Consider the following 20,514-nt stretch of genomic DNA (forward strand, 5'->3'; position numbering starts at 1 on the left):
AAAACGCTCTACACTCGATGCGTCCTGTCATCCCGGAGTACAAGTCATGACGCTATCGCCTTTTCACCTCGCAATACCCGTATACGACCTCGCCGCCGCTCGTGCCTTCTACGGCGAGCTGTTCGGTTGCCCTGAAGGCCGTAGCAGTGAGCACTGGGTGGATTTCGATTTCTTTGGCCATTAACTGGTGATCCACGAGGCGCCGAAGATGGCCCATCAGGACGCGGCGCACAGCAACCCGGTGGACGGCCATGACGTACCGGTGCCGCATTTCGGCGTGGTGCTCGGCTGGGAAACCTGGGAAGCGCTAGCCGAGCGGCTGCAGTCGCGCGGCACGCGTTTCGTCATCGAACCCTACGTGCGTTTCCAGGGGCAGGTCGGCGAGCAGGCGACTATGTTTCTGCTCGACCCCTGCGGCAATGCACTGGAGTTCAAGGCGTTCAAGGACATGGGTCAGCTGTTCGCCAAGTGAGCGGGATCAGCCGCGCTCGGCGAGGTGCTGGTCCTTGAGCTTGACGTAGTTGCCGGCGGTGTAGCTGAAGAAGCTGCGCTCCTTGTCGGTCAGCGAGCGGGCCTGCTTTACCGGGCTGCCAACGTAGAGATAGCCGCTTTCCAGCGTCTTGCCCGGCGGCACCAGGCTGCCGGCGCCGATAATCACTTCATCCTCGACCACCGCGCCGTCCATCACGATTGAGCCCATGCCCACCAGAATGCGGCTGCCCAGGGTGCAGCCGTGCAGGGTGACCTTGTGGCCGACGGTCACTTCATCGCCGATGGTCAGCGGGAAGCCGTCCGGGTTGTACGGCCCGGCGTGCGTTATATGCAGCACGCTGCCGTCCTGAATGCTGCTGCGTGCGCCGACGCGGATACGGTGCATGTCGCCACGGATCACGGTGAGCGGCCAGACCGAGCTGTCGGCGCCGATCTCGACATCGCCGATGACCACGGCGGACTCGTCGACGAACACGCGCTCGCCCAGTTGCGGAATGCTGTTTTGGTAGCTGCGTATCGCCACGATAGAAACCTCTTTGGCTGCGGGAAGGGTCGATTGTAATTAAGATGGCCGACATTGCCGCTGCGGACCAATGCTGAGCAGCATGCCGCCTGCCGTGGTCAGAGTAACAACCGGCTGCTTGTCGGCGGCACGATTTGCCGCCCGGCGTTGAAAAACCGCTGCAGCGCGTCCATCTAGGACGTCTGCCTGCGCGCTGGCCTGTCCAGCCTCGCTCGAGTGAGCGGCCTGCAACCCTCTTCGTCACAAGGTGTCCCCCGTGAGCGCGAACAATCCCCTGCTGCAAGACTTCGACCTGCCGCCCTATTCCGAGATCCGTCCGGAGCACGTCGAGCCGGCCATCGATACCATCCTCGGCGACAACCGCGTGGCGATCCAGGAGCTGCTCAGCCGTCCGGCCGAGAGCCTCGACTGGCAAACCCTGGTGGTCGGCCTGGATGAGCTGAACGATCGTCTGGGCCGCGCCTGGGGGCCGGTCGGCCATCTGAACTCGGTGTGCAACAGCCCGGAACTGCGTACGGCCTATGAGGCCTGCCTGCCCAAGCTGTCGGCTTACTTCACCGAGCTGGGGCAGAACCGCGCGCTGTTCGAGGCCTATCAGGCGCTGGCCAATAACCCGCAGGCTGGCGCCTTCGAGGTGGCGCAGAAGACCATCCTCGATCATTCGCTGCGTGACTTCCGCTTGTCCGGCATCGACCTACCGCCGGTCGAGCAGCAACGCTTCGGCGCCATCCAGATGAAGCTCGCCGAACTCGGCAGCAAGTTCTCCAACCAGTTGCTGGACGCGACCCAGGGCTGGACCCGCCACGTCACCGACGAAGCGGTATTGGCCGGCATCACCGATTCAGCCAAGGCCCAGATGGCTGAGGCGGCCAAGGCCAAAGGCCTCGACGGCTGGCTGATCAGCTTGGAATTCCCCAGCTACTACGCGGTGATGACCTACGCCGACAACCGCAGCCTGCGCGAGGAGGTCTACGCCGCCTATTGCACCCGCGCCTCGGACCAGGGCCCGAATGCCGGGCAGTTCGACAACGGCCCGGTGATGGCGGAAATCCTCGAGCTGCGCCATGAACTGGCGCAATTGCTTGGCTACAGCAACTTCGCCGAGCTGTCGCTGGCAACCAAGATGGCCGAGTCCACCGAGCAGGTGCTGAGCTTCCTGCGTGATCTGGCGGTGCGCAGCAAGCCGTTCGCCGAGCGCGACCTGGCCGAGCTACGCGCCTTCGCTGCGGAGCAGGGCCTGAACGATCTGCAGAGCTGGGACCTCGGTTACTACGCCGAGAAGCTGCGCCAGCAGCGCTACAGCCTGAACCAGGAAGAACTGCGCGCCTACTTCCCGATCGACAAGGTGCTGTCCGGCTTGTTCAGCATCGTCCAGCGCCTGTACGGCATCGAGATTCACGAGCTGGAAGGCTTCGACGGCTGGCATCCCGAAGTGCGTCTGTTCGAGATCACCGAGAACGGTCAGCACGTCGGGCGTTTCTTCTTCGATCTGTACGCGCGGCCGAACAAGCGCGGCGGCGCCTGGATGGACGGCGCCCGCGACAAGCGCCGCACCGCCCTCGGCACCCTGCAGACGCCAGTGGCCAATCTGGTCTGCAACTTCACCCCGCCAGTCGGCGAGCGCCCGGCGCTGCTGACTCACGACGAGGTCACCACCCTGTTCCACGAATTCGGCCACGGCCTGCACCACCTGCTGACCCAGGTCGAGCATGCCGGCGCTTCGGGCATCAACGGCGTGGCGTGGGATGCCGTGGAGCTGCCGAGCCAGTTCATGGAGAACTGGTGCTGGGACCCCGAAGGCCTGGCGCACATCTCCGGCCACTACCAGACCGGTGAGCGTCTGCCGCAGGACAAACTGGACATGATGCTGGCGGCGAAGAACTTCCAGTCCGGCATGGTGATGGCGCGCCAGCTGGAGTTCTCGCTGTTCGACTTCGAACTGCACGCCACCCACGGCGATGGCCGCAGCGTGCTGGAAGTGCTCGAACACATCCGCGACGAGGTCTCGGTGATGCGACCACCGGCGTACAACCGTTTCCCCAACAGCTTCGCGCACATCTTCGCCGGCGGCTACGCGGCCGGTTACTACAGCTACAAGTGGGCCGAGGTGCTGTCGTCCGATGCCTTCTCGCGTTTCGAGGAAGAAGGCGTGTTCAATTCCGAGACCGGCCGTGCCTTCCGTAACGCCATCCTGGCCCGTGGAGGCTCGCAGGAGCCGATGGTACTGTTTGTCGATTTCCGAGGCCGCGAGCCGTCCATCGACGCCCTGCTCCGCCACCTCGGGCTGGTAGCGGAGGCCGCGGCATGAACGACGAAGTAACCCGGGTTACCACCAAGCGCTTCATCGCCGGGGCCGTGTGCCCGGCGTGCAGCGGCACCGACTGCATCAAGATGTGGGACGTCGACGGCGTGCCGCATCGCGAGTGCATCGACTGCGGCTACGCCGACACCCTCAATGCTCAAGGCCAGTCTGTGCCGATGGAGTTGGGCACGAGGGTCAACAAGGTCCAGCCCAAACCGGCCAATCCACAGGTGCAGTCGGTGCAGTTCTTCCCCAATCCGAAGCTGAAAAAGCCGGAGTAACCATCGTGCTGCACCTGACCTGCGGTGACCTGGCTGGCGATAGCGTGCAAGCGCTGCTGGCCAAGTGCGAATCCGGATTCCAGGTGCGAGTGCTGCGTGATGACCTGGCTGTAGGGCCGCTGAGCGACGTGGACCGCGCGCCCTGCGCCGCTCGTGCAGCGTTCTGGGAGCGAGTCTGGCCGGACGAGGTGTCACCGCGCCCGGCGTTCGCCAGTGATCTGGCCGCCGACGCCGTCTGGCTGGCCGAACTGCCCGGCCACGCCGTGGCCGTGACCGTCTGGCACGGCGACAGTGCATCCGAGCAGCTGCTGCTGGCACGGGTCGCCGCGGCGCTGCAGGGTTCTGCCTGCACACTGCACGAAGTGGCTTGCGGCACGGGCGACAGCAGCGTCAGCCAACGCAAGGCGGTGTCCATGCATTCGCCCGAAGCGTTGGCCGCGCTGTACAGGCCGCAGGCCGTTTCAGCATCGCGCCAAGCCGAGCTTGCTGCGGCCTGGCATCAGCAATGCGCCGACCCGCATGTTATTCGCCGCTGGCACGAGGGGATCTTCCAGGGCGAAGGCTATCGGACAATCGATGTGGCGCTCGAAGCAGCCAGCAAGAACGAGTACGCGCCGCTGGCACGTGCGATGGCTGAAGTCATGGGGCATTGCGATGGTTTCTTCGCCACCGACTTCTTCCTCTACTGGCGCGCCCGCGAGTTGGCCCTTGCTGGGCAGCTGGAATTACAGGGCGACCCCGTAGCCGGTTACCGCGACCTGCAGGTGCGTCGATCAGCACTAGCGCCAGGTGGGAATGGCCAGTAAGCCAAGTCCTGAAGGCAAAAACACACCACAGCGAGTCGCCTGTATCGCAGCCAAGACTCGGTCTCCGTCCCCTTCTACGAATAGCCTCCAGTGCTACTTCTGCATATACGCCAGCCGATAGCGCGGGGCTTCTGTGGCAGCGGTCCTGACCGCGCAAGCCTCAACACCGAGCCGCCCGCTCGCGGTTAACACTTGGCGCCCGGCAACTTCTATGAAGGGCAGCCATTGCCGCACGGCTGATAAAAAAGAACCCGCACTCGGCGGGTTCTTTTCTGCAACAAGCCGGGTCAGCTTTCGACCTTGGGCGTTGCCCGCCCCGGTTGCGGCGGCGAGGCGAACAGGCGCTTGAGCTTCATCGCCGGCGCTTCGATCAGGTGCCAGGACAGTGCCGCGAATATCACGGTCGGTACGAACGCAATCAACGTCAGGCCGAGCACGCCAACCTGCGGACCGAACAGGTAGATCGTCAGCTGCTGGAAGGGGAACGCGTAGATATACAGGCCGTAGGAGAAATCGCCGTATTTGCCGAAGCGCGAGACCAAGGGCAGCGGTGCGTAAGCCAGATAGAGCACCAGATACGGCAGCGCAACGAAATACACCAGCGGGCCGATAGCGGTGCGGAAGGTCGCGACCAGCGCAACGAACAACAGCGCCGCGATCCAGCCGCGCCACGGGATGTCGTCGCGATAGAGGAACAGCGCCGAGCCACTGTAGTAGAGCAGGCCCAGCTTGAAGATGTTCTTGATGAAATAGGACTCGATGCCGAGCTTGCCGAGCAGCCAGAAATGTCCGACGGCAAGCACGGCGATCGGCAGGAAGATCAACCGGCGCTTGAGGAAGCCGGTCAGCCCGAGAATCATCACGCCGATGTACATCAACACTTCCAGCGGCAGCGTCCACAGCGAGCCGTTGACCACGTCGGGGTAGGTGTTGCTGGTGAACACGCCAGGCAACTCGTAGCGCGTCACCAGCAAGATGTTCTGCAGGTAGGTCCAGGTGCCGTCGGCCTCCAGATAGCGGGTGAGGCTGAGCTGAGTCACCATCGGGCCAATGAAGAAAACCGTCAGCAGAACGGCGACGATCAGCGCTGGAAAGATGCGCAGCGCGCGCTTTAGCAGGAAGCTTTTCGGGCTGCTGCTGGCCAGCCAGGACGAGGCGATCAGGTAGCCGCTCATGACGAAGAAGATACCGACGGCAATCGAGCCGCCCTTTTCGTACCCCGTCAGCAGGGTTAGCGGCTCGTCTGCGCGGCGGCCGACCAATGGATAGCTGTGGGCGAATAGCACCAGAGCGGCGGCAAAGAAGCGCAGGAAATCGAAATTGTTTTCCCGGGCGTGGAAGGAACCGGTGGGATGCATGGTTTGCTCCTGGCTGACGGCAGTGGCTGAAACGCGGGAGAGCACGGGAAGCGTGCATGCCGGTACTGCCGGATCGGGCGTCTAGGCACCCGATCGTCCTTGTTATCTGCCGGCCGGCTCTATCTTCGGGCGCCGCTGGTCTGCCCAGCGATACCCAAACGCCCCCTTTTGTCCGAAGCAAAGCGCAAATGTTCCCCAGCGAACCGACGAGCGGTAGCGAGCGCCACCGATCAGCTGCGCTGGCGCGGAGTCAAAGCAGCGATTACTGTATATCCAGACAGTACTCAATTGATGATCCGACATGACCTTCCGCCTTGCCACACCACGCGGCCGCGGCACCGCAATCAATCCGGACAATCGCTTCGCCCCCACGCGCAGCGAGGCCTATGACGACGGTTGGGAGCAGGACGTGCCGCCGACCCGTGCCACCGAGGTACGCCGGGAAATCGCCAAGTCGGTACTGACGCGCAATCAGTCGCCGGATGTCGGTTTCGATCGCTCGGTGAATCCTTACCGCGGTTGCGAACATGGTTGTATCTACTGTTTCGCGCGACCGACGCACGCCTACTGGGACCTGTCGCCAGGCATCGATTTCGAAACGAAGCTGATCGCCAAGACCAACCTCGCCGAGCGGCTGGAAGCCGAACTGAGCAAGCCGGGGTATGTTCCGCAGCCCATCGCCCTGGGTGTGAACACTGATGCCTATCAGCCGTTGGAGCGCGAACAACGGCTGACGCGCCAGGCGCTGGAAATCCTGCTGCGCTTCAAGCATCCGGTGCACATCATCACCAAGGGCTCGCTGGTATTGCGCGACCTCGATCTGCTGGTGCCGCTGGCCGAGCAACGGCTGGTCAGCGTGTCGGTCAGCCTGACTACGCTGGACGACGAGCTGAAACGCATCATGGAGCCCCGCGCGGCCTCGCCGACGGCGCGTCTGCGGGTGTTGCGCACGCTGCATGACGCGGGCGTGCCGGTCAGCGTGATGTGCGCGCCGATGATTCCGATGATCAACGACATGGAGCTGGAGCGCATGCTCGAAGCCGCGCGCGAGGCCGGTGCACGCTCGGCTGGCTATGTGCTGCTGCGCCTGCCACATGAAGTCGCGACGCTGTTCGATGAGTGGCTGCAGGAGCATTTCCCACAGCGTGCCGCGCATGTCATGAGCCTGGTGCGGCAGTCGCGCGGTGGCAAGGATTACGACAGCCGCTTCGGCAGTCGCATGCGTGGCGAGGGCCAGTTTGCGCAGCTGCTGGCCCAGCGCTTCCAGCTGGCTTGCAAGCGTTTGGGCTACAACCGCCGGGATCAGAATTACGGCCTGGATTGCAGTCTTTTCGTTGTGCCGGGCTCGCAGATGTCACTGCTCTGACGTCGCTCGAGAGACGGCTGCGCCATCATTTTGGTAACCGGCGTCTCGTCAGAAATAGCCGTACTAGAGCGGTTCGTTCAGTTTCAGTTAAGTCTTGATGGCTAGCCTCGAGGCAAATGTGACCAGCCAGTCACGCAGACTGTGACCTGCCTGTGTGAGTGCTGGCATGCCCTTGCCCTGCCTCAGGAGACCGCCCATGCGTGAAATCTTCACTCCCCGCATCCAAGCCAACGACCCATCCGCACGCGGTGAAAGCGCCGACGAATCCTTCGCCCATCTGGTCGATGGCTTTCGCCGCTTCCGTACCGAGGTCTATCCCGAGCAGCAAGCCCTGTTCGCCAGTCTGGCCAAGGCCCAGCAGCCGCGTGCGATGTTCATTACCTGCGCTGACTCGCGCATCGTTCCCGAACTGATCACCCAAAGCTCGCCCGGCGACCTGTTCGTCACCCGCAATGTCGGCAATGTAGTGCCGCCCTACGGCCAGATGAACGGCGGCGTATCGAGCGCCATTGAGTACGCGGTGATGGCGCTCAACGTGCAGCACATCATCGTCTGCGGCCATTCCGATTGCGGCGCGATGAAAGCGGTGCTCGACCCCGGTGGGCTGCAACGGATGCCTACGGTGAAGGCTTGGCTTCGGCATTGCGAAGTGGCGCGCAGCCTGGTCGAGCAGAATTGCAGCTGCGCCGCGGGCGAAGCGCTGGGTGTGCTTACCGAGGAGAACGTGGTGGCCCAGCTCGACCATCTGCGCACTCATCCCTCGGTCGCCGCACGCCTCGCCGGCGGCCAGCTGTCGATTCACGGCTGGGTGTATTGCATCGAGACCAGCGAAATCCTCGCCTATGACGCAACGACGGGCCGCTTCGCGCCGCTGGATGGTGACGGCCCGCTTCCGGTGGCGACACCGGCGCCGCGCTATCTGCAGGCCTGAACCGCCAGCCGTCAGGCATTGGCTACCGCTACAGCGGGCGCCCCAGGAGCGTCCCCGCGTGAGGATTTCGAATGAATGCAGAAACGATCAAAGCAACGCTGCCGCGCGACCTGATGGCGTCGGTGGTGGTATTTCTGGTGGCCCTGCCGTTGTGCATGGGCATTGCTATCGCGTCGGGGCTACCGCCCGCAAAGGGCGTGATCACCGGTATTGTCGGAGGGCTGGTGGTCGGCTGGCTGGCCGGTGCGCCATTGCAAGTCAGCGGCCCGGCCGCCGGTCTCACGGTGTTGGTGTTCGAACTGGTGCAGCAACACGGCGTGGCCATGCTCGGGCCTATCCTGCTGCTGGCCGGCGCCCTGCAACTGCTGGCCGGACGGCTGAAACTGGGCTGCTGGTTCCGGGTGACCGCGCCGGCGGTCGTCTACGGCATGCTGGCCGGCATCGGCATTCTGATCGTGCTGTCGCAGCTGCACGTGATGATGGATGGGCAACCGGAAGCCTCCGGATTGGACAATCTTGGCGCCTTTCCCGCCGCGCTGTGGGGCGCGCTGCCGTTTTCCGGTAGCGGTAACGGATTGGCCGCCGCCTCCCTCGGGCTGCTGACCATTGCCTGCATGTGGGCATGGGATCGGCTGAAGCCGCAACGGCTGCGCCTGCTGCCAGGCGCGCTGCTCGGTGTCGCGGCGGCAACGCTGACGGGGCTGTGGCTTGGCCTCGATGTGCGACGTGTCGAAGTGCCGGATAACCTTGCCGATGCCATCAGCTGGCTGCGCCCAGCCGATCTGCTGGCGTTCGCCGACCCCAGCCTGCTGGTCGCAGCACTGGCCGTGGCGTTTATTGCCAGTGCCGAAACCCTGTTATCCGCTGCGGCGGTTGATCGCATGCACCAGGGGCCCCGCGCCGATTTCGACCGCGAACTCACCGCGCAAGGCATCGGCAACATGCTCTGCGGCGTGCTCGGCGCACTGCCGATGACCGGCGTGATCGTACGCAGTTCGGCCAACGTGCAGGCGGGTGCCCGTACACGACTGTCGGCCATGCTGCATGCGCTCTGGCTGCTGGCGGCGGTGGTTTTGCTCGCTACCCTGCTGGAGCAGATTCCGGTGGCCAGCCTTGCGGGTGTGCTGGTCTATACCGGGCTCAAGCTGATCGACCTCGACGCGCTGCGCCAGCTTGGCCGCTATGGGCGCATGGCGATGCTGATCCATGTCGCGACAGCACTGACCATCGTCGCCACTGACCTGCTGACCGGCGTGCTGGTGGGATTTGCCCTGACCCTGGCGCAACTGGCCTGGCAGGCATCGCGGCTGAAGGTCACGGTGGTGCAGGACGGCCGCCGGGTCGAACTGCGCATGCAGGGCGCGGCGACCTTTCTGAAGGTGCCACAGCTGGCCCGCGCGATGGAGGCCGTGCCGCAGGATGCTTGCCTGCATGTGCCGATGGCGCATCTGCGATACATCGACCATGCCTGCATGGAGTTGCTGGAGGAATGGCAGCGAGCCAACCAGGCCAGTGGCGCCCGGCTGATCATCGAGCCACACGCGCTAACGCGGCGGGTGGAAGGTCGTCGTCGACAGGCCGCGCATCTTGCCGCTGCGAACAACGGGAACTAATCAAGGCGCTCAACCCCCTCATCTTCCAGGCATGACTGCGCATAGCGTGCACGTTGCTGCCAGCGCACCTCGCAAAGCGGCGCGCTGGCAGCGTTTCTGGAGGATCGAATTGGACGTCTATATCAATCTGCTGCAATGGCCGGCCATGGTGGTCACTGTGATCGCCGCCTGGCTGATCGGCTCGCTGCAACCCGGCCGGCGTTTCGTCGGCTTCTGCTGTTTCCTGCTGAGCAACCTGCTCTGGGTGATCTGGGGCTGGCACGCCGAGGCCTGGGCGTTGATTACGCTGCAGGTCTGCCTGGCGCTGATGAACCTGCGCGGGGTGAAGAAGAACGATGCCCCCACACAGCCCGAGCCAGACACGCCCCGCGCTTAAATTGCGAGAGTGAGATCGCTGTCTATACTCCGAATCGTAGGCGTACCTGATTGAGTTCCGACTGCGCGTGCAAGCGTCCAGCTCATCCACGAAGGTTTCGTGGAAGCGCTGGGCAGAATCGGACTGATCGAAAACGTAGCTGGCATGACGGGAATGGTATCCCCGGCCAGCCGATTTTCGGCGGTGCGATGGCGGTCGGCGGGATAACAAGAATCATAAGGGGAACCCGCAATGTCTCGACATCCATGCATCTGGATGGGGCTTGGGCTTTCGGCAATATTCGGCCAGGCCCAGGCGGCCTGGGACGTAAACATGCGCTCCGGCGCCACCGACGTCAGTCGGTCGGTGTTCGATCTGCACATGGCGATTTTCTGGATCTGCGTGGTCATCGGCGTGCTGGTGTTCGGCGTGATGATCTATTCGATGATCGCGCACCGTCGCTCCAAGCGTCAGCACTCCGCTCACTTCCACGAGAACACCCGCGTCGAGGTGCTCTGGACGGTCATCCCGCTGTTGATTCTGGTGGGCATGGCGATTCCGGCGACGCGCACGCTGATCCACATCTACGACTCCAGCGAATCCGACGTCGACGTGCAGATCACTGGCTATCAGTGGAAGTGGCACTACAAGTATCTGGGCGAGGATGTGGAGTTCTTCAGCAACCTCACCACCCCGCGCGACCAGATCAACAACCAGGCGCCCAAGGGCGAGCACTACCTGCTGGAGGTGGACGAGCCGCTGGTGATCCCCGTCGGCGCCAAGGTGCGCTTTCTGATCACCGCGGCCGACGTCATCCACTCCTGGTGGGTGCCGGATCTGGCAGTGAAGAAGGATGCCATCCCCGGCTTCATCAACGAATCCTGGACCCGCGTCGAGCAGCCCGGCATCTACCGCGGCCAGTGCACCGAGCTGTGTGGGAAGGACCACGGCTTCATGCCAGTGGTGGTGGAGGTCAAGTCCGCCGAGGACTACGCCACCTGGCTCGGCGAGAAGAAGGCCGAAGCGGCCAAGCTGGCCGAGTTGACCAGTAAGGAATGGACCCTGGAAGAGCTCAACGAGCGCGGTCAGAAGGTCTACCAGACCGCCTGCGCCTCCTGCCACCAGGCTGGCGGTGAAGGCATTCCGCCGATGTTCCCGGCACTCAAGGGCTCGGCCATCGCTACCGGCGACATCGAAGCGCACATCAACATCGTGGTCAACGGCAAGCCGGGGACCGCGATGGCGGCCTTCGGCAAGCAGCTGTCGGAAGTCGATCTGGCCGCGGTCATCACCTACGAGCGCAACGCCTGGGGCAACAAGACCGACGACATGGTCACGCCGAAAGACGTGCTCGTTTTCAAACAGGCCGAAGAAGCCACCCAGTAAGAGGATTCGGTGATGAGTGCAGTGATCGACGACCATGGTCATGTCGGGCATGACCACCACCACGGCCCGGCCAAGGGGCTGTCGCGCTGGCTGCTGACCACCAACCACAAGGACATCGGCTCGATGTACCTGTGGTTCAGCTTCTGCGCCTTCCTGCTCGGCGGCTCGATGGCGATGGTGATCCGCGCCGAGCTGTTCCAGCCGGGACTGCAGATCGTGCAGCCGGAATTCTTCAACCAGATGACCACCATGCATGGCCTGATCATGGTGTTCGGCGCGGTGATGCCGGCCTTCGTCGGCCTGGCCAACTGGATGATCCCGCTGATGATCGGCGCGCCGGACATGGCCCTGCCACGGATGAACAACTTCAGCTTCTGGCTGCTACCGGCGGCCTTCGGTCTGCTGGTCAGCACGCTGTTCATGGAGGGCGGCGGGCCGAACTTCGGCTGGACCTTCTACGCGCCGCTATCGACGACCTATGCGCCGGAATCGGTGACCTTCTTCATTTTTGCCATCCACCTGATGGGCATCAGCTCGATCATGGGCGCGATCAATGTGATCGCCACCATTCTCAACCTGCGCGCGCCAGGCATGACGTTGATGAAGATGCCGCTGTTCGTCTGGACCTGGCTGATCACCGCGTTCCTGCTGATCGCGGTGATGCCGGTGCTGGCCGGCGTGGTGACCATGATGCTGATGGACATCCACTTCGGCACCAGCTTCTTCAGCGCGGCCGGCGGCGGCGACCCGGTGCTGTTCCAGCACGTGTTCTGGTTCTTCGGCCACCCCGAGGTGTACATCATGATCTTGCCGGCGTTCGGCGCGGTCAGTTCGATCATCCCGGCGTTCAGCCGCAAGCCGCTGTTCGGCTACACCTCGATGGTCTACGCGACCGGCGCCATCGCCTTTCTCTCGTTCATCGTCTGGGCACACCACATGTTCACCGTCGGCATCCCGCTGACCGGCGAGCTGTTCTTCATGTACGCGACCATGCTGATCGCGGTGCCGACCGGGGTGAAGGTGTTCAACTGGGTGTCGACCATGTGGCGCGGCTCGCTGACGTTCGAAGCGCCGATGCTGTTCGCCGTGGCCTTCGTCATCCTGTTCACCATCGGTGGCTTCTCCGGGCTGATGCTGGCCATCGCACCGGCGGACTTCCAGTACCACGACACCTACTTCGTGGTGGCCCACTTCCACTATGTGCTGGTGCCGGGGGCGATCTTCGGCATCTTCGCCTCGGCCTATTACTGGCTGCCGAAGTGGACCGGGCACATGTATGACGAGACGCTGGCCAAGCTGCATTTCTGGATGAGCTTCGTCGGCATGAACCTGGCGTTCTTCCCGATGCACTTCGTTGGTCTGGCCGGCATGCCGCGGCGCATCCCCGACTACAACATGATGTTCGCCAACTTCAACATGGTCTCCAGCGTCGGCGCCTTCATGTTTGGCGCCACCCAGCTCTTGTTCCTGTTCATCGTCATCAAGTGCATTCGCGGTGGCGCACCGGCCCCGGCCAAGCCCTGGGATGGCGCCGAAGGCCTGGAATGGAGCGTGCCGTCGCCGGCGCCGTACCACACCTTCCAGACGCCGCCGGACATGAGCGATGTGCACGAACACCGCAAGGGCACCGGCGGGGAGCTGACGCCGTGAGCATCTGGCCTATCCGGCAAGTGCCACTCCTGAGGCTCGCACCGGTGTCAGCTGGCAGCCTGGGCCAGGCAGGATTTAGCTTGAGCCGATCAGCATGTCTGAACGTTGGTGGCGGTGGGCTGAAGTCCACCCTACGGGGGTTTGCGCCTGCTTATAGGGTGGGCCGCGCGGCGTTCCGCCTCAGCCGACCAAGTCGCGGTAATTGGGTACCAAACGACAGGCACCCCGTTCGCCTGCCGAGGAGCCTGCTATGAGCACTGAGCTTCCCCTCCGCCGGCTGGTACTGCGGCTGACGCTGGTGGTATTCGCCATGTTCGGTTTCGGCTTTCTGCTGGTGCCAATCTACGACGTCATGTGCCAGGCCTTCGGTATCAACGGCAAGACGGCTGGCGCCTACACCGGCGTGCAGAGCGCCGATGAAGCGCGTGCGGTAAGGGTGCAGTTTCTCGCCACCAACGCTGCCGGGATGCGCTGGGAGTTCGGCCCGCAAGCCGATCAGATCAGCGTGCATCCGGGCGCCAGCCAGGAAATCCGCTTCGTCGCCTACAACCCGACGGACAAGCCGATGACAGCCCAGGCGATACCGAGCGTTTCGCCGTCGCGGGCAGCCGCCTACTTTCACAAGACCGAATGCTTCTGCTTCACCCAGCAGGTGTTGCAGCCGGGCGAACGCATCGAAATGCCGGTGCGCTTCATCGTCGATCGCGACCTGCCCGCCGACGTGCACAACCTGACCCTTGCCTACACGCTGTTCGACATCACGTCCCGCCAGCCCCCCGTCGCCGCCCTGCCGGCGACCGCGGCCAAGGAGAGTCTGCAATGAGCCAACAGACCACCCACGAGCAGTATTACGTTCCTGATCAAAGCAAATGGCCGATCATCGCCACCGTAGCCCTATTGGTGACCTTCTACGGCCTGGGCAGCTGGTTCAACGACCTCAAGGCCGGGCGCGACGAATCCAGCGGGCCGATGATCTTCTTCGTCGGGGCGTTGCTGATCGCCTACATGATGTTCGGCTGGTTCGGTGCGGTGGTGAAGGAAAGCCGCGCGGGGCTGTACAGCCCGCAAATGGACCGCTCGTTCCGCTGGGGCATGAGCTGGTTCATCTTCTCGGAAGTGATGTTCTTTCTCGCCTTCTTCGGCACGCTGTTCTACATCCGCTACTGGGCAGGGCCCTGGCTGGCCGGCGAAGGCGACAAGGGCGTCAGCAACATGCTCTGGCCCGGCTTCGAGTACAGCTGGCCGCTGCTGAATAACCCCGACCCCAAGCTCTACCCGGCGCCGGAAGGCACCATCAGCGCCTGGGGGTTGCCGCTGATCAACACCATTCTGCTGGTGACCTCCAGCTTCACCCTGACCTGGGCGCACCATGCGCTGCGCAAGAACAACCGCCAGCACTTGAAGATCGGCCTGGCGCTGACCGTACTGCTCGGCGTGGCGTTCCTGATCCTGCAGATCGAAGAATACATTCATGCCTATACCGAACTCGGATTGACCCTGGGCTCGGGCATCTACGGCGCGACTTTCTTCATGCTCACGGGCTTTCACGGTGCCCACGTGACGATGGGCGCGATCATTTTGACGGTGATGCTGGTGCGCATCCTGCGCGGGCACTTCAGCCCCGAGCAGCACTTCGGTTTCGAGGCGGCAGCCTGGTATTGGCATTTCGTCGATGTGGTCTGGATCGCGCTGTTCGTCTTCGTCTACGTGATCTAGCGAGGAGTTAGCAGGTTGTTGAAACGTTCGTGAGGCAGCAGCGCAAGCAAGGTGGCACGTGCACAACAGTCGAAAACGCGCCGCTTCCCGGCATGTCTCAACGCAGCGATGGCAGCGCAGGTCATTTCAACAGCCTGCTAGAAGCTGAAAGCCGGGCGTAGCTGGCCGGTATAAAAACCCCAGCCGATCAGCGCAACGGTCAGTGCGCTGAGGCTGACCCGGATGAACAGGGCCGTGACGACACGGGAGGTACGGCCCTCGTCTTTGACCAGAAAGAACATCCCACTGAACAGACTGACCAGCGTGGCCACTAACAACAGAACGATCGCCGCCTTGAGCATGAGCGATTCCACGACAGGGGTATTGGGGGTGGAGTATAGCCAGCCGTATCGACATATCAGGGCAACGGCCATGAGCGGCTTCAGGCCCGGGTGGCTGCCTACCCTGCTGGTTTTCACCATGCTGCCGGTGCTGGTGTGGCTGGGCTTCTGGCAACTGGAGCGCGGTGAGCTGAAACGCGACCTGCTGGAACGGCAGGAAGCACGCCAGCAGGCGGCACCACTGGCACCCAATGAAATCGAGCGGCTTAACGAGCCGGCCTTCGCCCGCGTCCATCTGCAGGGGCGCTTCGACGCCGAACACAGCTTCCTGCTCGACAGCCGCACCCGTGACGGACAGGTTGGCGTCGAGCTGCTGCAACCCTTTCATGACGAGCTCAGCGACCGCTGGGTAATGCTCAACCGTGGCTGGATACCCTGGCCGGACCGCCGCGTGCCGCCGGCTTTCGACACGCCGACGCAGCCACTGAAGCTCGCCGCCTGGGTCTACGTACCGCCGGGCAAGCCGTTCGTTTTCAGTCATCGCACAGCCGAGGGCTGGCCGCGCCTGATCAATCATGTCGACATCGAAGCGATGTGGCAGCAGGCCGACCGCGAAGGCGAGATCCACGAGCTACGCCTGGAACCCGGCCCGAGCGCGTACCGCGCCGATTGGGTGGTCACCAGCATGAGCCCGTCGCAACATCTGGGCTATGCCGCGCAGTGGTTCGCGCTGGCGGCCGCCCTGCTGGCGCTGTTCATCTACTTCGGCGTGCACCAGGCACGGGAGAAACACAGTGGAAACGATGAATCCGACCCTTGCCGGCCGTGAGCCGAAACGTGGCCGCGGCCGGCTGCAACTGCTGCTGATCATCGGCGTGGTATTGGGGCCGATGCTGTTGGCCTCGGCGATGTACCGCTTCGGTTTCTGGGTACCGCAAACCCGCAGCTATGACGGTGTACTGATCGCCAACGGCCAGGACCGCGCGGCTATCGGGGTGACCGCAGCCGACTCCGAACGGCGCTGGGAGCTATTGGTCACTGCCCCGCAAAGCTGCGAGGCGCAATGCCAGGAGCTGGTCTATCTGGCCCGCCAGATCAATATCGGCCTGGCCCGTGAAGCCGCCCGCGCCAGCCACGCCCTGGCCAGCGCGACGAACCTGGACGAGGCCTACGAACAGCGCCTGCGCCGCGAATACCCGCAATTGCAGCGCCACGCTCTCGACCCCAGCGTCTATGCCCGTAACCCCGACGCACCGGCAACGCCGCAGCTATGGATCGTCGACCCGCACGGCAATCTGGTGCTGCGCTATGACGCCGAAGCCGACGGCAAGGCGATTCTCGATGACCTGAAATACCTGCTGAAGATCTCGCAGATCGGCTGACGCACTCTGCCGTTTCGCTGCGGTCCCAAACTGGCCGCCCAAGGAGAAACCGATGGCCAAACCCGGATACCGCCTCGCCCTGATTGCCACTGCGTTGGCCGTGGTCGTCGTGCTGCTCGGCGCCTATACGCGGTTGACCCACGCCGGCCTCGGCTGCCCGGATTGGCCCGGTTGCTACGGTTTCCTCGCGGTGCCAATGAGCGAGCACAAGCAGAACATCGCCGCGCTGCGCTTTCCCGAGGCGCCGTTGGAGGTGGCCAAGGGCTGGAACGAGATGATCCATCGCTACTTCGCCGGCGCGCTGGGGCTGGTGATCCTGGCCATGGCAGCGCAGGCCTTGCGCCGCCGCAGCGAGCCCGGCCAGCCGCTTAAACTGCCACTGCTGCTGCTCGCCGTGGTAATCGCCCAGGCCATATTCGGCATGTGGACGGTAACCCTGCAGCTCTGGCCGCAGGTGGTCACCGCGCACCTGCTCGGCGGCTTCACGACCCTGAGCCTGCTGTTCCTGCTCTGCCTGCGGTTATCCGGCGCCTTTGCTCCGCTGCCGGTTGTCGATACCCGGCTGCGTACCTTTGCTGGTTTCGCCATGCTGGCGGTAATCATCCAGATTGCCCTCGGCGGCTGGGTCAGCAGCAACTATGCGGCCGTGGCCTGCACGGACTTCCCCACCTGCCACGGCGAATGGTGGCCGCGGATGGACTTCGCCAACGCCTTCAACCTGACCCATCACGACATCGGTCCCAATTACCTCGGCGGCCTGCTCTATGGCGAGGCGCGGACCGCCATTCATCTCACCCACCGGATCGGCGCGCTGTGCGTGACGCTGGTGTTGCTGCTGCTGGCCGCCATGCTCTGGCGTCGCGGCCTCGGCCGGCTGGCCGCCCTGCTCCTCGCCGCGCTGGCGCTGCAGGTCGGCCTCGGCATCAGCAACGTACTGCTCAATCTGCCGCTAGCGGTCGCGGTGGCGCACAACGGCGGCGGCGCCGCATTGCTGCTGGTGCTGGTGCTGGCCAATTACCGGTTGCGCCAACCCGCGCACGCCGCTCAGCACGCCACGCATTCGGCATCCATTTCGAACGAGACGGGCCGGCTCGACCTGCCCGGCGCATGACCACAAGGAGATCCCCCATGGCGACTCTACTCAGCGAACGCAGCGCCCAGGCCACCTGGCGCGATTACCTGGAGCTGACCAAGCCGAAGGTGGTGCTGCTGATGCTCATCACCTCGCTGGTGGGCATGTTCCTCGCCACCCGCGCCGGCGTGCCCTGGACGGTGCTGCTGTTCGGCAACCTGGGCATCGCGCTGTGTGCCGGTGGTGCCGCCGCGGTTAACCACGTGGTCGACCGGCAGATCGATTCGGTGATGGCACGCACGCACAAGCGCCCGCTGGCTGAAGGCCGCGTGTCACCCACGGCAGCGCTGACCTTCGCCTTCATCCTGGGCGTCAGCGGGCTGGCCCTGCTGCTGGCCTTCACCAATGCCCTCGCCGCCTGGCTGACGCTGGCCTCGCTGATCGGTTACGCGGTGATCTACACCGGCTTTCTCAAACGCGCCACGCCGCAAAATATTGTCATCGGCGGCCTCGCCGGCGCTGCTCCGCCGCTGCTCGGATGGGTCGCGGTAACCGGCCAGGTGACCGCCGAACCGCTGCTGCTGGTGCTGATCATCTTCGCCTGGACGCCGCCGCACTTTTGGGCGCTGGCGATTCACCGCAAGGACGAATACGCCAAGGTGAACGTGCCGATGCTGCCGGTGACCCACGGCGTGCACTACACCAAGGTGCACATCCTGCTCTACACCGTCGTGCTGCTGGCAGTCAGCTTCATGCCGTTCGCCATCCACATGAGCGGCCCGCTGTACCTCGCCGCGGCAGCGGTTCTGGGTGCGCGCTTCCTCTACTGGGCCATTGCGCTATACCGCGACAGCCGGCCGCATGCGGCGATCAAGACGTTCAAATTCAGTATCTGGTACCTGTTCGCGCTGTTCATCGCGCTGCTGGTTGATCATTATCTGCTGCTCGATTTCTAGATAGCTGCCCTAAGGACGTTCATGACCCGCATCCAGAAAACCGTCTTCATCCTCGTTGCGCTGATCGCGCTGGTCGTCGGGTTGACGGTTTACAAGGTGCTCAACAGCCAGCGTCAGCTCGACCCCACCCAGCTGCTCGACGCCGGCATCGTTCTGCTACCACAGAGCCGCACGGTGCCGGCGCTGAGCCTGACCAATCAGGACGGCGAAGCGGTGAAGCTGGACGAACTTGGGGGGCAATGGACGCTGCTGTTCTTCGGCTACACCTTCTGCCCGGACATCTGCCCGACGACGCTGGCCGAGCTGCGCCAACTCAATGGCATGCTGCCGGAGGCGGTGCGCGAGCAACTGCACATCATCCTGGTCAGCGTCGACCCGAACCGCGACACGCCGGCCCAGCTCAAGGAATATCTCGGCTACTTCAACGCCGGGTTTCAGGGTCTGACCGGCCCGCTGGACGATATCCAGACGCTGGCCAACGGTGTCGGCATCCCCTTCATCCCCGGCGACACCAGCAAGGAGAACTACACCGTCGACCACAGCGGCAATCTGGTCCTCATCGGCCCGGACGGTCGCCAGCAGGGCTTTGTCCGCTCGCCATTGCGGGTGCAGAAGCTGGCTGAGCAACTACCTGAGCTGGTCAACCGGGCGCAGTGAGGCCGCGAGCTCGCCGGCATGGCTCGCTTCATCTGCATGTATAGACGACACCTGGCACTGGGCTTAACCGCCCGCCCCCTCGCCCCTTTGGGGAGCGGGCTGAGGTGAGGGGATGATCCTCGATTCGCCTCATACCATCATGGCTCGCCGACCGGATCACCCGAGGCCGCACTTCCTCTGCGCGGTTCACGCAGCGCCGCGCTGATGCGCGCCCGGCGCTTGCGCCACCAGATCACCACGCCGGTCACCGACAGCACCGCAATCGCCACGCCCAGCAACGCAATCAGGATGCGCCCCGGCAGGCCGAGGATGCGTCCGCCGTGGATCGCCGGTTGCAGCAGGTGGAACTGCTGACCCAGCGTGCCCTGACCGGGAATCTCCTGGCCGAGCAGACGCCCATCGGTACCATGGAAGAACAGCCAGGCGTTGCCCTGGTTGCTGTCGTGCTCGCCGAAACCGGCGCCGTAGAAGTTGTATTCGAAGCTGTAGTACAGCTCGGTGATCGCCTCGGTCAGGCCGAGCTCGGCGGCGTGCTGCATGGCGTAGTCGTAGGCTTGATGGAAGTCGTAGGCGGTTGTGCCCAGCTGCTCCGCCTGCATCCGCCCGCGGGCTTCGTAGACGCTCGGCTCCACCGGGGAGAACAGCGAAACCACGGGCTTGAACACCTGCTCCGGCAGGTTCATCGCCACGCTGCTAACGGCCACCGGCACCAGCAGCAGCCATAGCCACAGGCCACCGGCACGATGCACGTCATGATTCATCCGCTGACGCTTGATCTTCCAGGCCGTCCACCACTTGCTGAAAAACGGCCGCCCACGGGGAAAGGTCAGCACGAGCGAGACGAAGCAGTCGATCACCCAGGCGATCGCCACGATACCCATCAGCCACAGCCCCCAGTTGCCCGGCAGCGACAGGTTGTAGTGGAACTCGAGGATGAACGGCACGAAGTTCTTGCGCGAGAAACAGCATTCGCCCCAGTAACGCGTGCCCACGGGCTCGCCGCTTACCACGTCGAGATAATGCACTACGGCGCGCTCAGCGAAGGGTTTGCCGGTAGCCGGATCATTGCGCGGCACCAGCGCCATCAACGCGGCGTGACCCGGCTCGCTGGGAAACTCCATGTACCAGACCTGCATGCGCGGGTTGGCCTGCTCGACCCGCTCGACCAACGTCCCTGGCGCCAGCACTGGCCCCTCGCTGGTGGTGTGGTAGAACTCCGGATTGAGCCACTCGTCCAGCTCGTGGTGGAAGGCCAAGATGCTGCCGGTTATGCCGGCAAGAAACAGGAATACCGCGGTGGCCAGGCCGATGTAGCGGTGCACAAGCACGAGAATTGATCGCATCGTCG

Annotated in this window: 20 protein-coding genes and 1 pseudogene; 17 read left to right on the forward strand and 4 right to left on the reverse strand. The window is 63.8% G+C overall.

The genetic code is table 11. The features are described from left to right. Positions 1-46: 46 nt before the first annotated feature. Positions 47-472: pseudogene (locus tag SM130_RS22005) on the forward strand (VOC family protein). A 6-nt stretch (positions 473-478) separates the two neighbouring features. Here SM130_RS22005 and SM130_RS22010 read toward each other — a convergent pair. Further along, positions 479-1,015, reverse strand: coding sequence for a gamma carbonic anhydrase family protein (locus SM130_RS22010; RefSeq protein ID WP_102826784.1), 537 nt, complete (start codon positions 1,013-1,015; stop codon positions 479-481). Positions 1,016-1,271: 256 nt separating this feature from the next. Here SM130_RS22010 and prlC point away from each other — a divergent pair, with 256 nt between their 5' ends. From prlC to SM130_RS22025, 3 genes are read left to right on the forward strand one after another with little or no spacing between them, the layout of a single operon-like run. Further along, the gene (gene prlC, locus SM130_RS22015) at positions 1,272-3,323 is read left to right on the forward strand and encodes an oligopeptidase A (protein ID WP_102826783.1); all 2,052 of its coding nucleotides are present in this window, start codon (positions 1,272-1,274) and stop codon (positions 3,321-3,323) included. After that, positions 3,320-3,598 (forward strand): YheV family putative zinc ribbon protein, encoded by a 279-nt coding sequence (locus SM130_RS22020; RefSeq protein WP_023445743.1) that lies wholly within the window; start codon positions 3,320-3,322, stop codon positions 3,596-3,598. The genes prlC and SM130_RS22020 overlap by 4 nt, the downstream gene beginning before the upstream one ends. Before the next feature lie 5 nt (positions 3,599-3,603). Next, positions 3,604-4,404: a DUF1835 domain-containing protein gene (locus tag SM130_RS22025; RefSeq protein WP_102826782.1), complete on the forward strand. Its 801-nt coding sequence runs from the start codon at positions 3,604-3,606 to the stop codon at positions 4,402-4,404. A gap of 287 nt (positions 4,405-4,691) precedes the next feature. On the opposite strand, the gene SM130_RS22030 is transcribed toward SM130_RS22025, so the two are convergent. Continuing rightward, complete coding sequence (locus SM130_RS22030) at positions 4,692-5,762, reverse strand: acyltransferase family protein (RefSeq protein WP_102826781.1); 1,071 nt, start codon at positions 5,760-5,762, stop codon at positions 4,692-4,694. A 301-nt stretch (positions 5,763-6,063) separates the two neighbouring features. Between SM130_RS22030 and SM130_RS22035 the strand changes: the two genes are divergently transcribed. From SM130_RS22035 to SM130_RS22070, 8 genes are all read left to right on the forward strand, one after another. Further along, a complete protein-coding gene (locus tag SM130_RS22035) occupies positions 6,064-7,128 on the forward strand; it encodes a PA0069 family radical SAM protein (RefSeq protein WP_102826780.1) in 1,065 nt (354 codons plus the stop codon). Between the two features lie 196 nt (positions 7,129-7,324). Further along, on the forward strand, positions 7,325-8,059 hold the full coding sequence (locus SM130_RS22040; protein WP_102826779.1) for a carbonic anhydrase: 735 nt from the start codon (positions 7,325-7,327) through the stop codon (positions 8,057-8,059). Between the two features lie 71 nt (positions 8,060-8,130). After that, positions 8,131-9,672: a SulP family inorganic anion transporter gene (locus tag SM130_RS22045; protein WP_102826778.1), complete on the forward strand. Its 1,542-nt coding sequence runs from the start codon at positions 8,131-8,133 to the stop codon at positions 9,670-9,672. 109 nt (positions 9,673-9,781) lie between these two features. Next, positions 9,782-10,048: a hypothetical protein gene (locus SM130_RS22050; RefSeq protein WP_102826851.1), complete on the forward strand. Its 267-nt coding sequence runs from the start codon at positions 9,782-9,784 to the stop codon at positions 10,046-10,048. Between the two features lie 231 nt (positions 10,049-10,279). Next, a complete protein-coding gene (gene coxB / locus SM130_RS22055) occupies positions 10,280-11,413 on the forward strand; it encodes a cytochrome c oxidase subunit II (protein WP_102826777.1) in 1,134 nt (377 codons plus the stop codon). A gap of 12 nt (positions 11,414-11,425) precedes the next feature. Then, positions 11,426-13,063, forward strand: coding sequence for a cytochrome c oxidase subunit I (gene ctaD / locus SM130_RS22060; protein WP_102826776.1), 1,638 nt, complete (start codon positions 11,426-11,428; stop codon positions 13,061-13,063). Positions 13,064-13,313: 250 nt separating this feature from the next. Further along, complete coding sequence (locus SM130_RS22065; protein ID WP_102826775.1) at positions 13,314-13,886, forward strand: cytochrome c oxidase assembly protein; 573 nt, start codon at positions 13,314-13,316, stop codon at positions 13,884-13,886. Next, positions 13,883-14,779: a cytochrome c oxidase subunit 3 gene (locus SM130_RS22070; RefSeq protein WP_102826774.1), complete on the forward strand. Its 897-nt coding sequence runs from the start codon at positions 13,883-13,885 to the stop codon at positions 14,777-14,779. Before SM130_RS22065 ends, SM130_RS22070 begins: the two co-directional genes overlap by 4 nt. Before the next feature lie 137 nt (positions 14,780-14,916). Here SM130_RS22070 and SM130_RS22075 read toward each other — a convergent pair whose 3' ends face one another. Then, complete coding sequence (locus SM130_RS22075; RefSeq protein ID WP_102826773.1) at positions 14,917-15,120, reverse strand: twin transmembrane helix small protein; 204 nt, start codon at positions 15,118-15,120, stop codon at positions 14,917-14,919. Between the two features lie 70 nt (positions 15,121-15,190). Here SM130_RS22075 and SM130_RS22080 point away from each other — a divergent pair, with 70 nt between their 5' ends. Genes SM130_RS22080 through SM130_RS22100 form a run of 5 tightly spaced genes read left to right on the forward strand, consistent with a single transcriptional unit; the run spans position 15,191 to position 19,166 of the window. After that, positions 15,191-15,928, forward strand: a complete 738-nt coding sequence (locus tag SM130_RS22080; RefSeq protein WP_102826772.1) for an SURF1 family protein — start codon at positions 15,191-15,193, stop codon at positions 15,926-15,928. Beyond that, positions 15,903-16,481, forward strand: a complete 579-nt coding sequence (locus SM130_RS22085) for a hypothetical protein (protein ID WP_102826771.1) — start codon at positions 15,903-15,905, stop codon at positions 16,479-16,481. The genes SM130_RS22080 and SM130_RS22085 overlap by 26 nt, the downstream gene beginning before the upstream one ends. Positions 16,482-16,533: 52 nt before the next feature. Further along, complete coding sequence (locus SM130_RS22090) at positions 16,534-17,592, forward strand: COX15/CtaA family protein (protein WP_102826770.1); 1,059 nt, start codon at positions 16,534-16,536, stop codon at positions 17,590-17,592. Positions 17,593-17,609: 17 nt separating this feature from the next. Then, a complete protein-coding gene (cyoE, locus tag SM130_RS22095; protein ID WP_102826769.1) occupies positions 17,610-18,509 on the forward strand; it encodes a heme o synthase in 900 nt (299 codons plus the stop codon). A gap of 21 nt (positions 18,510-18,530) precedes the next feature. Then, the gene (locus SM130_RS22100) at positions 18,531-19,166 is read left to right on the forward strand and encodes an SCO family protein (RefSeq protein ID WP_102826768.1); all 636 of its coding nucleotides are present in this window, start codon (positions 18,531-18,533) and stop codon (positions 19,164-19,166) included. A gap of 137 nt (positions 19,167-19,303) precedes the next feature. On the opposite strand, the gene SM130_RS22105 is transcribed toward SM130_RS22100, so the two are convergent. Next, the gene (locus tag SM130_RS22105; RefSeq protein ID WP_102826767.1) at positions 19,304-20,509 is read right to left on the reverse strand and encodes a PepSY-associated TM helix domain-containing protein; all 1,206 of its coding nucleotides are present in this window, start codon (positions 20,507-20,509) and stop codon (positions 19,304-19,306) included. Positions 20,510-20,514: the final 5 nt, after the last annotated feature.

The sequence above is a fragment of the Stutzerimonas stutzeri genome, assembly GCF_038561965.1.
In the GTDB taxonomy this organism is placed as follows: Bacteria; Pseudomonadota; Gammaproteobacteria; order Pseudomonadales; family Pseudomonadaceae; genus Stutzerimonas; species Stutzerimonas stutzeri_AA.

What these genes read in the sequence shown, in the direction of transcription:
- SM130_RS22040 (WP_102826779.1), top strand. Translation starts at nt 7,325, where the DNA reads ATGCGTGAAATCTTCACTCCCCGCATCCAAGCCAACGACCCATCCGCA.
- coxB (WP_102826777.1), top strand. Translation starts at nt 10,280, where the DNA reads ATGTCTCGACATCCATGCATCTGGATGGGGCTTGGGCTTTCGGCAATA.
- SM130_RS22085 (WP_102826771.1), top strand. Translation starts at nt 15,903, where the DNA reads ATGAATCCGACCCTTGCCGGCCGTGAGCCGAAACGTGGCCGCGGCCGG.
- SM130_RS22030 (WP_102826781.1), bottom strand. Translation starts at nt 5,762, where the DNA reads ATGCATCCCACCGGTTCCTTCCACGCCCGGGAAAACAATTTCGATTTC.
- SM130_RS22075 (WP_102826773.1), bottom strand. Translation starts at nt 15,120, where the DNA reads ATGCTCAAGGCGGCGATCGTTCTGTTGTTAGTGGCCACGCTGGTCAGT.
- SM130_RS22020 (WP_023445743.1), top strand. Translation starts at nt 3,320, where the DNA reads ATGAACGACGAAGTAACCCGGGTTACCACCAAGCGCTTCATCGCCGGG.
- SM130_RS22080 (WP_102826772.1), top strand. Translation starts at nt 15,191, where the DNA reads ATGAGCGGCTTCAGGCCCGGGTGGCTGCCTACCCTGCTGGTTTTCACC.
- SM130_RS22065 (WP_102826775.1), top strand. Translation starts at nt 13,314, where the DNA reads ATGAGCACTGAGCTTCCCCTCCGCCGGCTGGTACTGCGGCTGACGCTG.
- ctaD (WP_102826776.1), top strand. Translation starts at nt 11,426, where the DNA reads ATGAGTGCAGTGATCGACGACCATGGTCATGTCGGGCATGACCACCAC.
- SM130_RS22070 (WP_102826774.1), top strand. Translation starts at nt 13,883, where the DNA reads ATGAGCCAACAGACCACCCACGAGCAGTATTACGTTCCTGATCAAAGC.
- cyoE (WP_102826769.1), top strand. Translation starts at nt 17,610, where the DNA reads ATGGCGACTCTACTCAGCGAACGCAGCGCCCAGGCCACCTGGCGCGAT.
- SM130_RS22035 (WP_102826780.1), top strand. Translation starts at nt 6,064, where the DNA reads ATGACCTTCCGCCTTGCCACACCACGCGGCCGCGGCACCGCAATCAAT.
- SM130_RS22100 (WP_102826768.1), top strand. Translation starts at nt 18,531, where the DNA reads ATGACCCGCATCCAGAAAACCGTCTTCATCCTCGTTGCGCTGATCGCG.
- SM130_RS22105 (WP_102826767.1), bottom strand. Translation starts at nt 20,509, where the DNA reads ATGCGATCAATTCTCGTGCTTGTGCACCGCTACATCGGCCTGGCCACC.
- SM130_RS22045 (WP_102826778.1), top strand. Translation starts at nt 8,131, where the DNA reads ATGAATGCAGAAACGATCAAAGCAACGCTGCCGCGCGACCTGATGGCG.
- SM130_RS22090 (WP_102826770.1), top strand. Translation starts at nt 16,534, where the DNA reads ATGGCCAAACCCGGATACCGCCTCGCCCTGATTGCCACTGCGTTGGCC.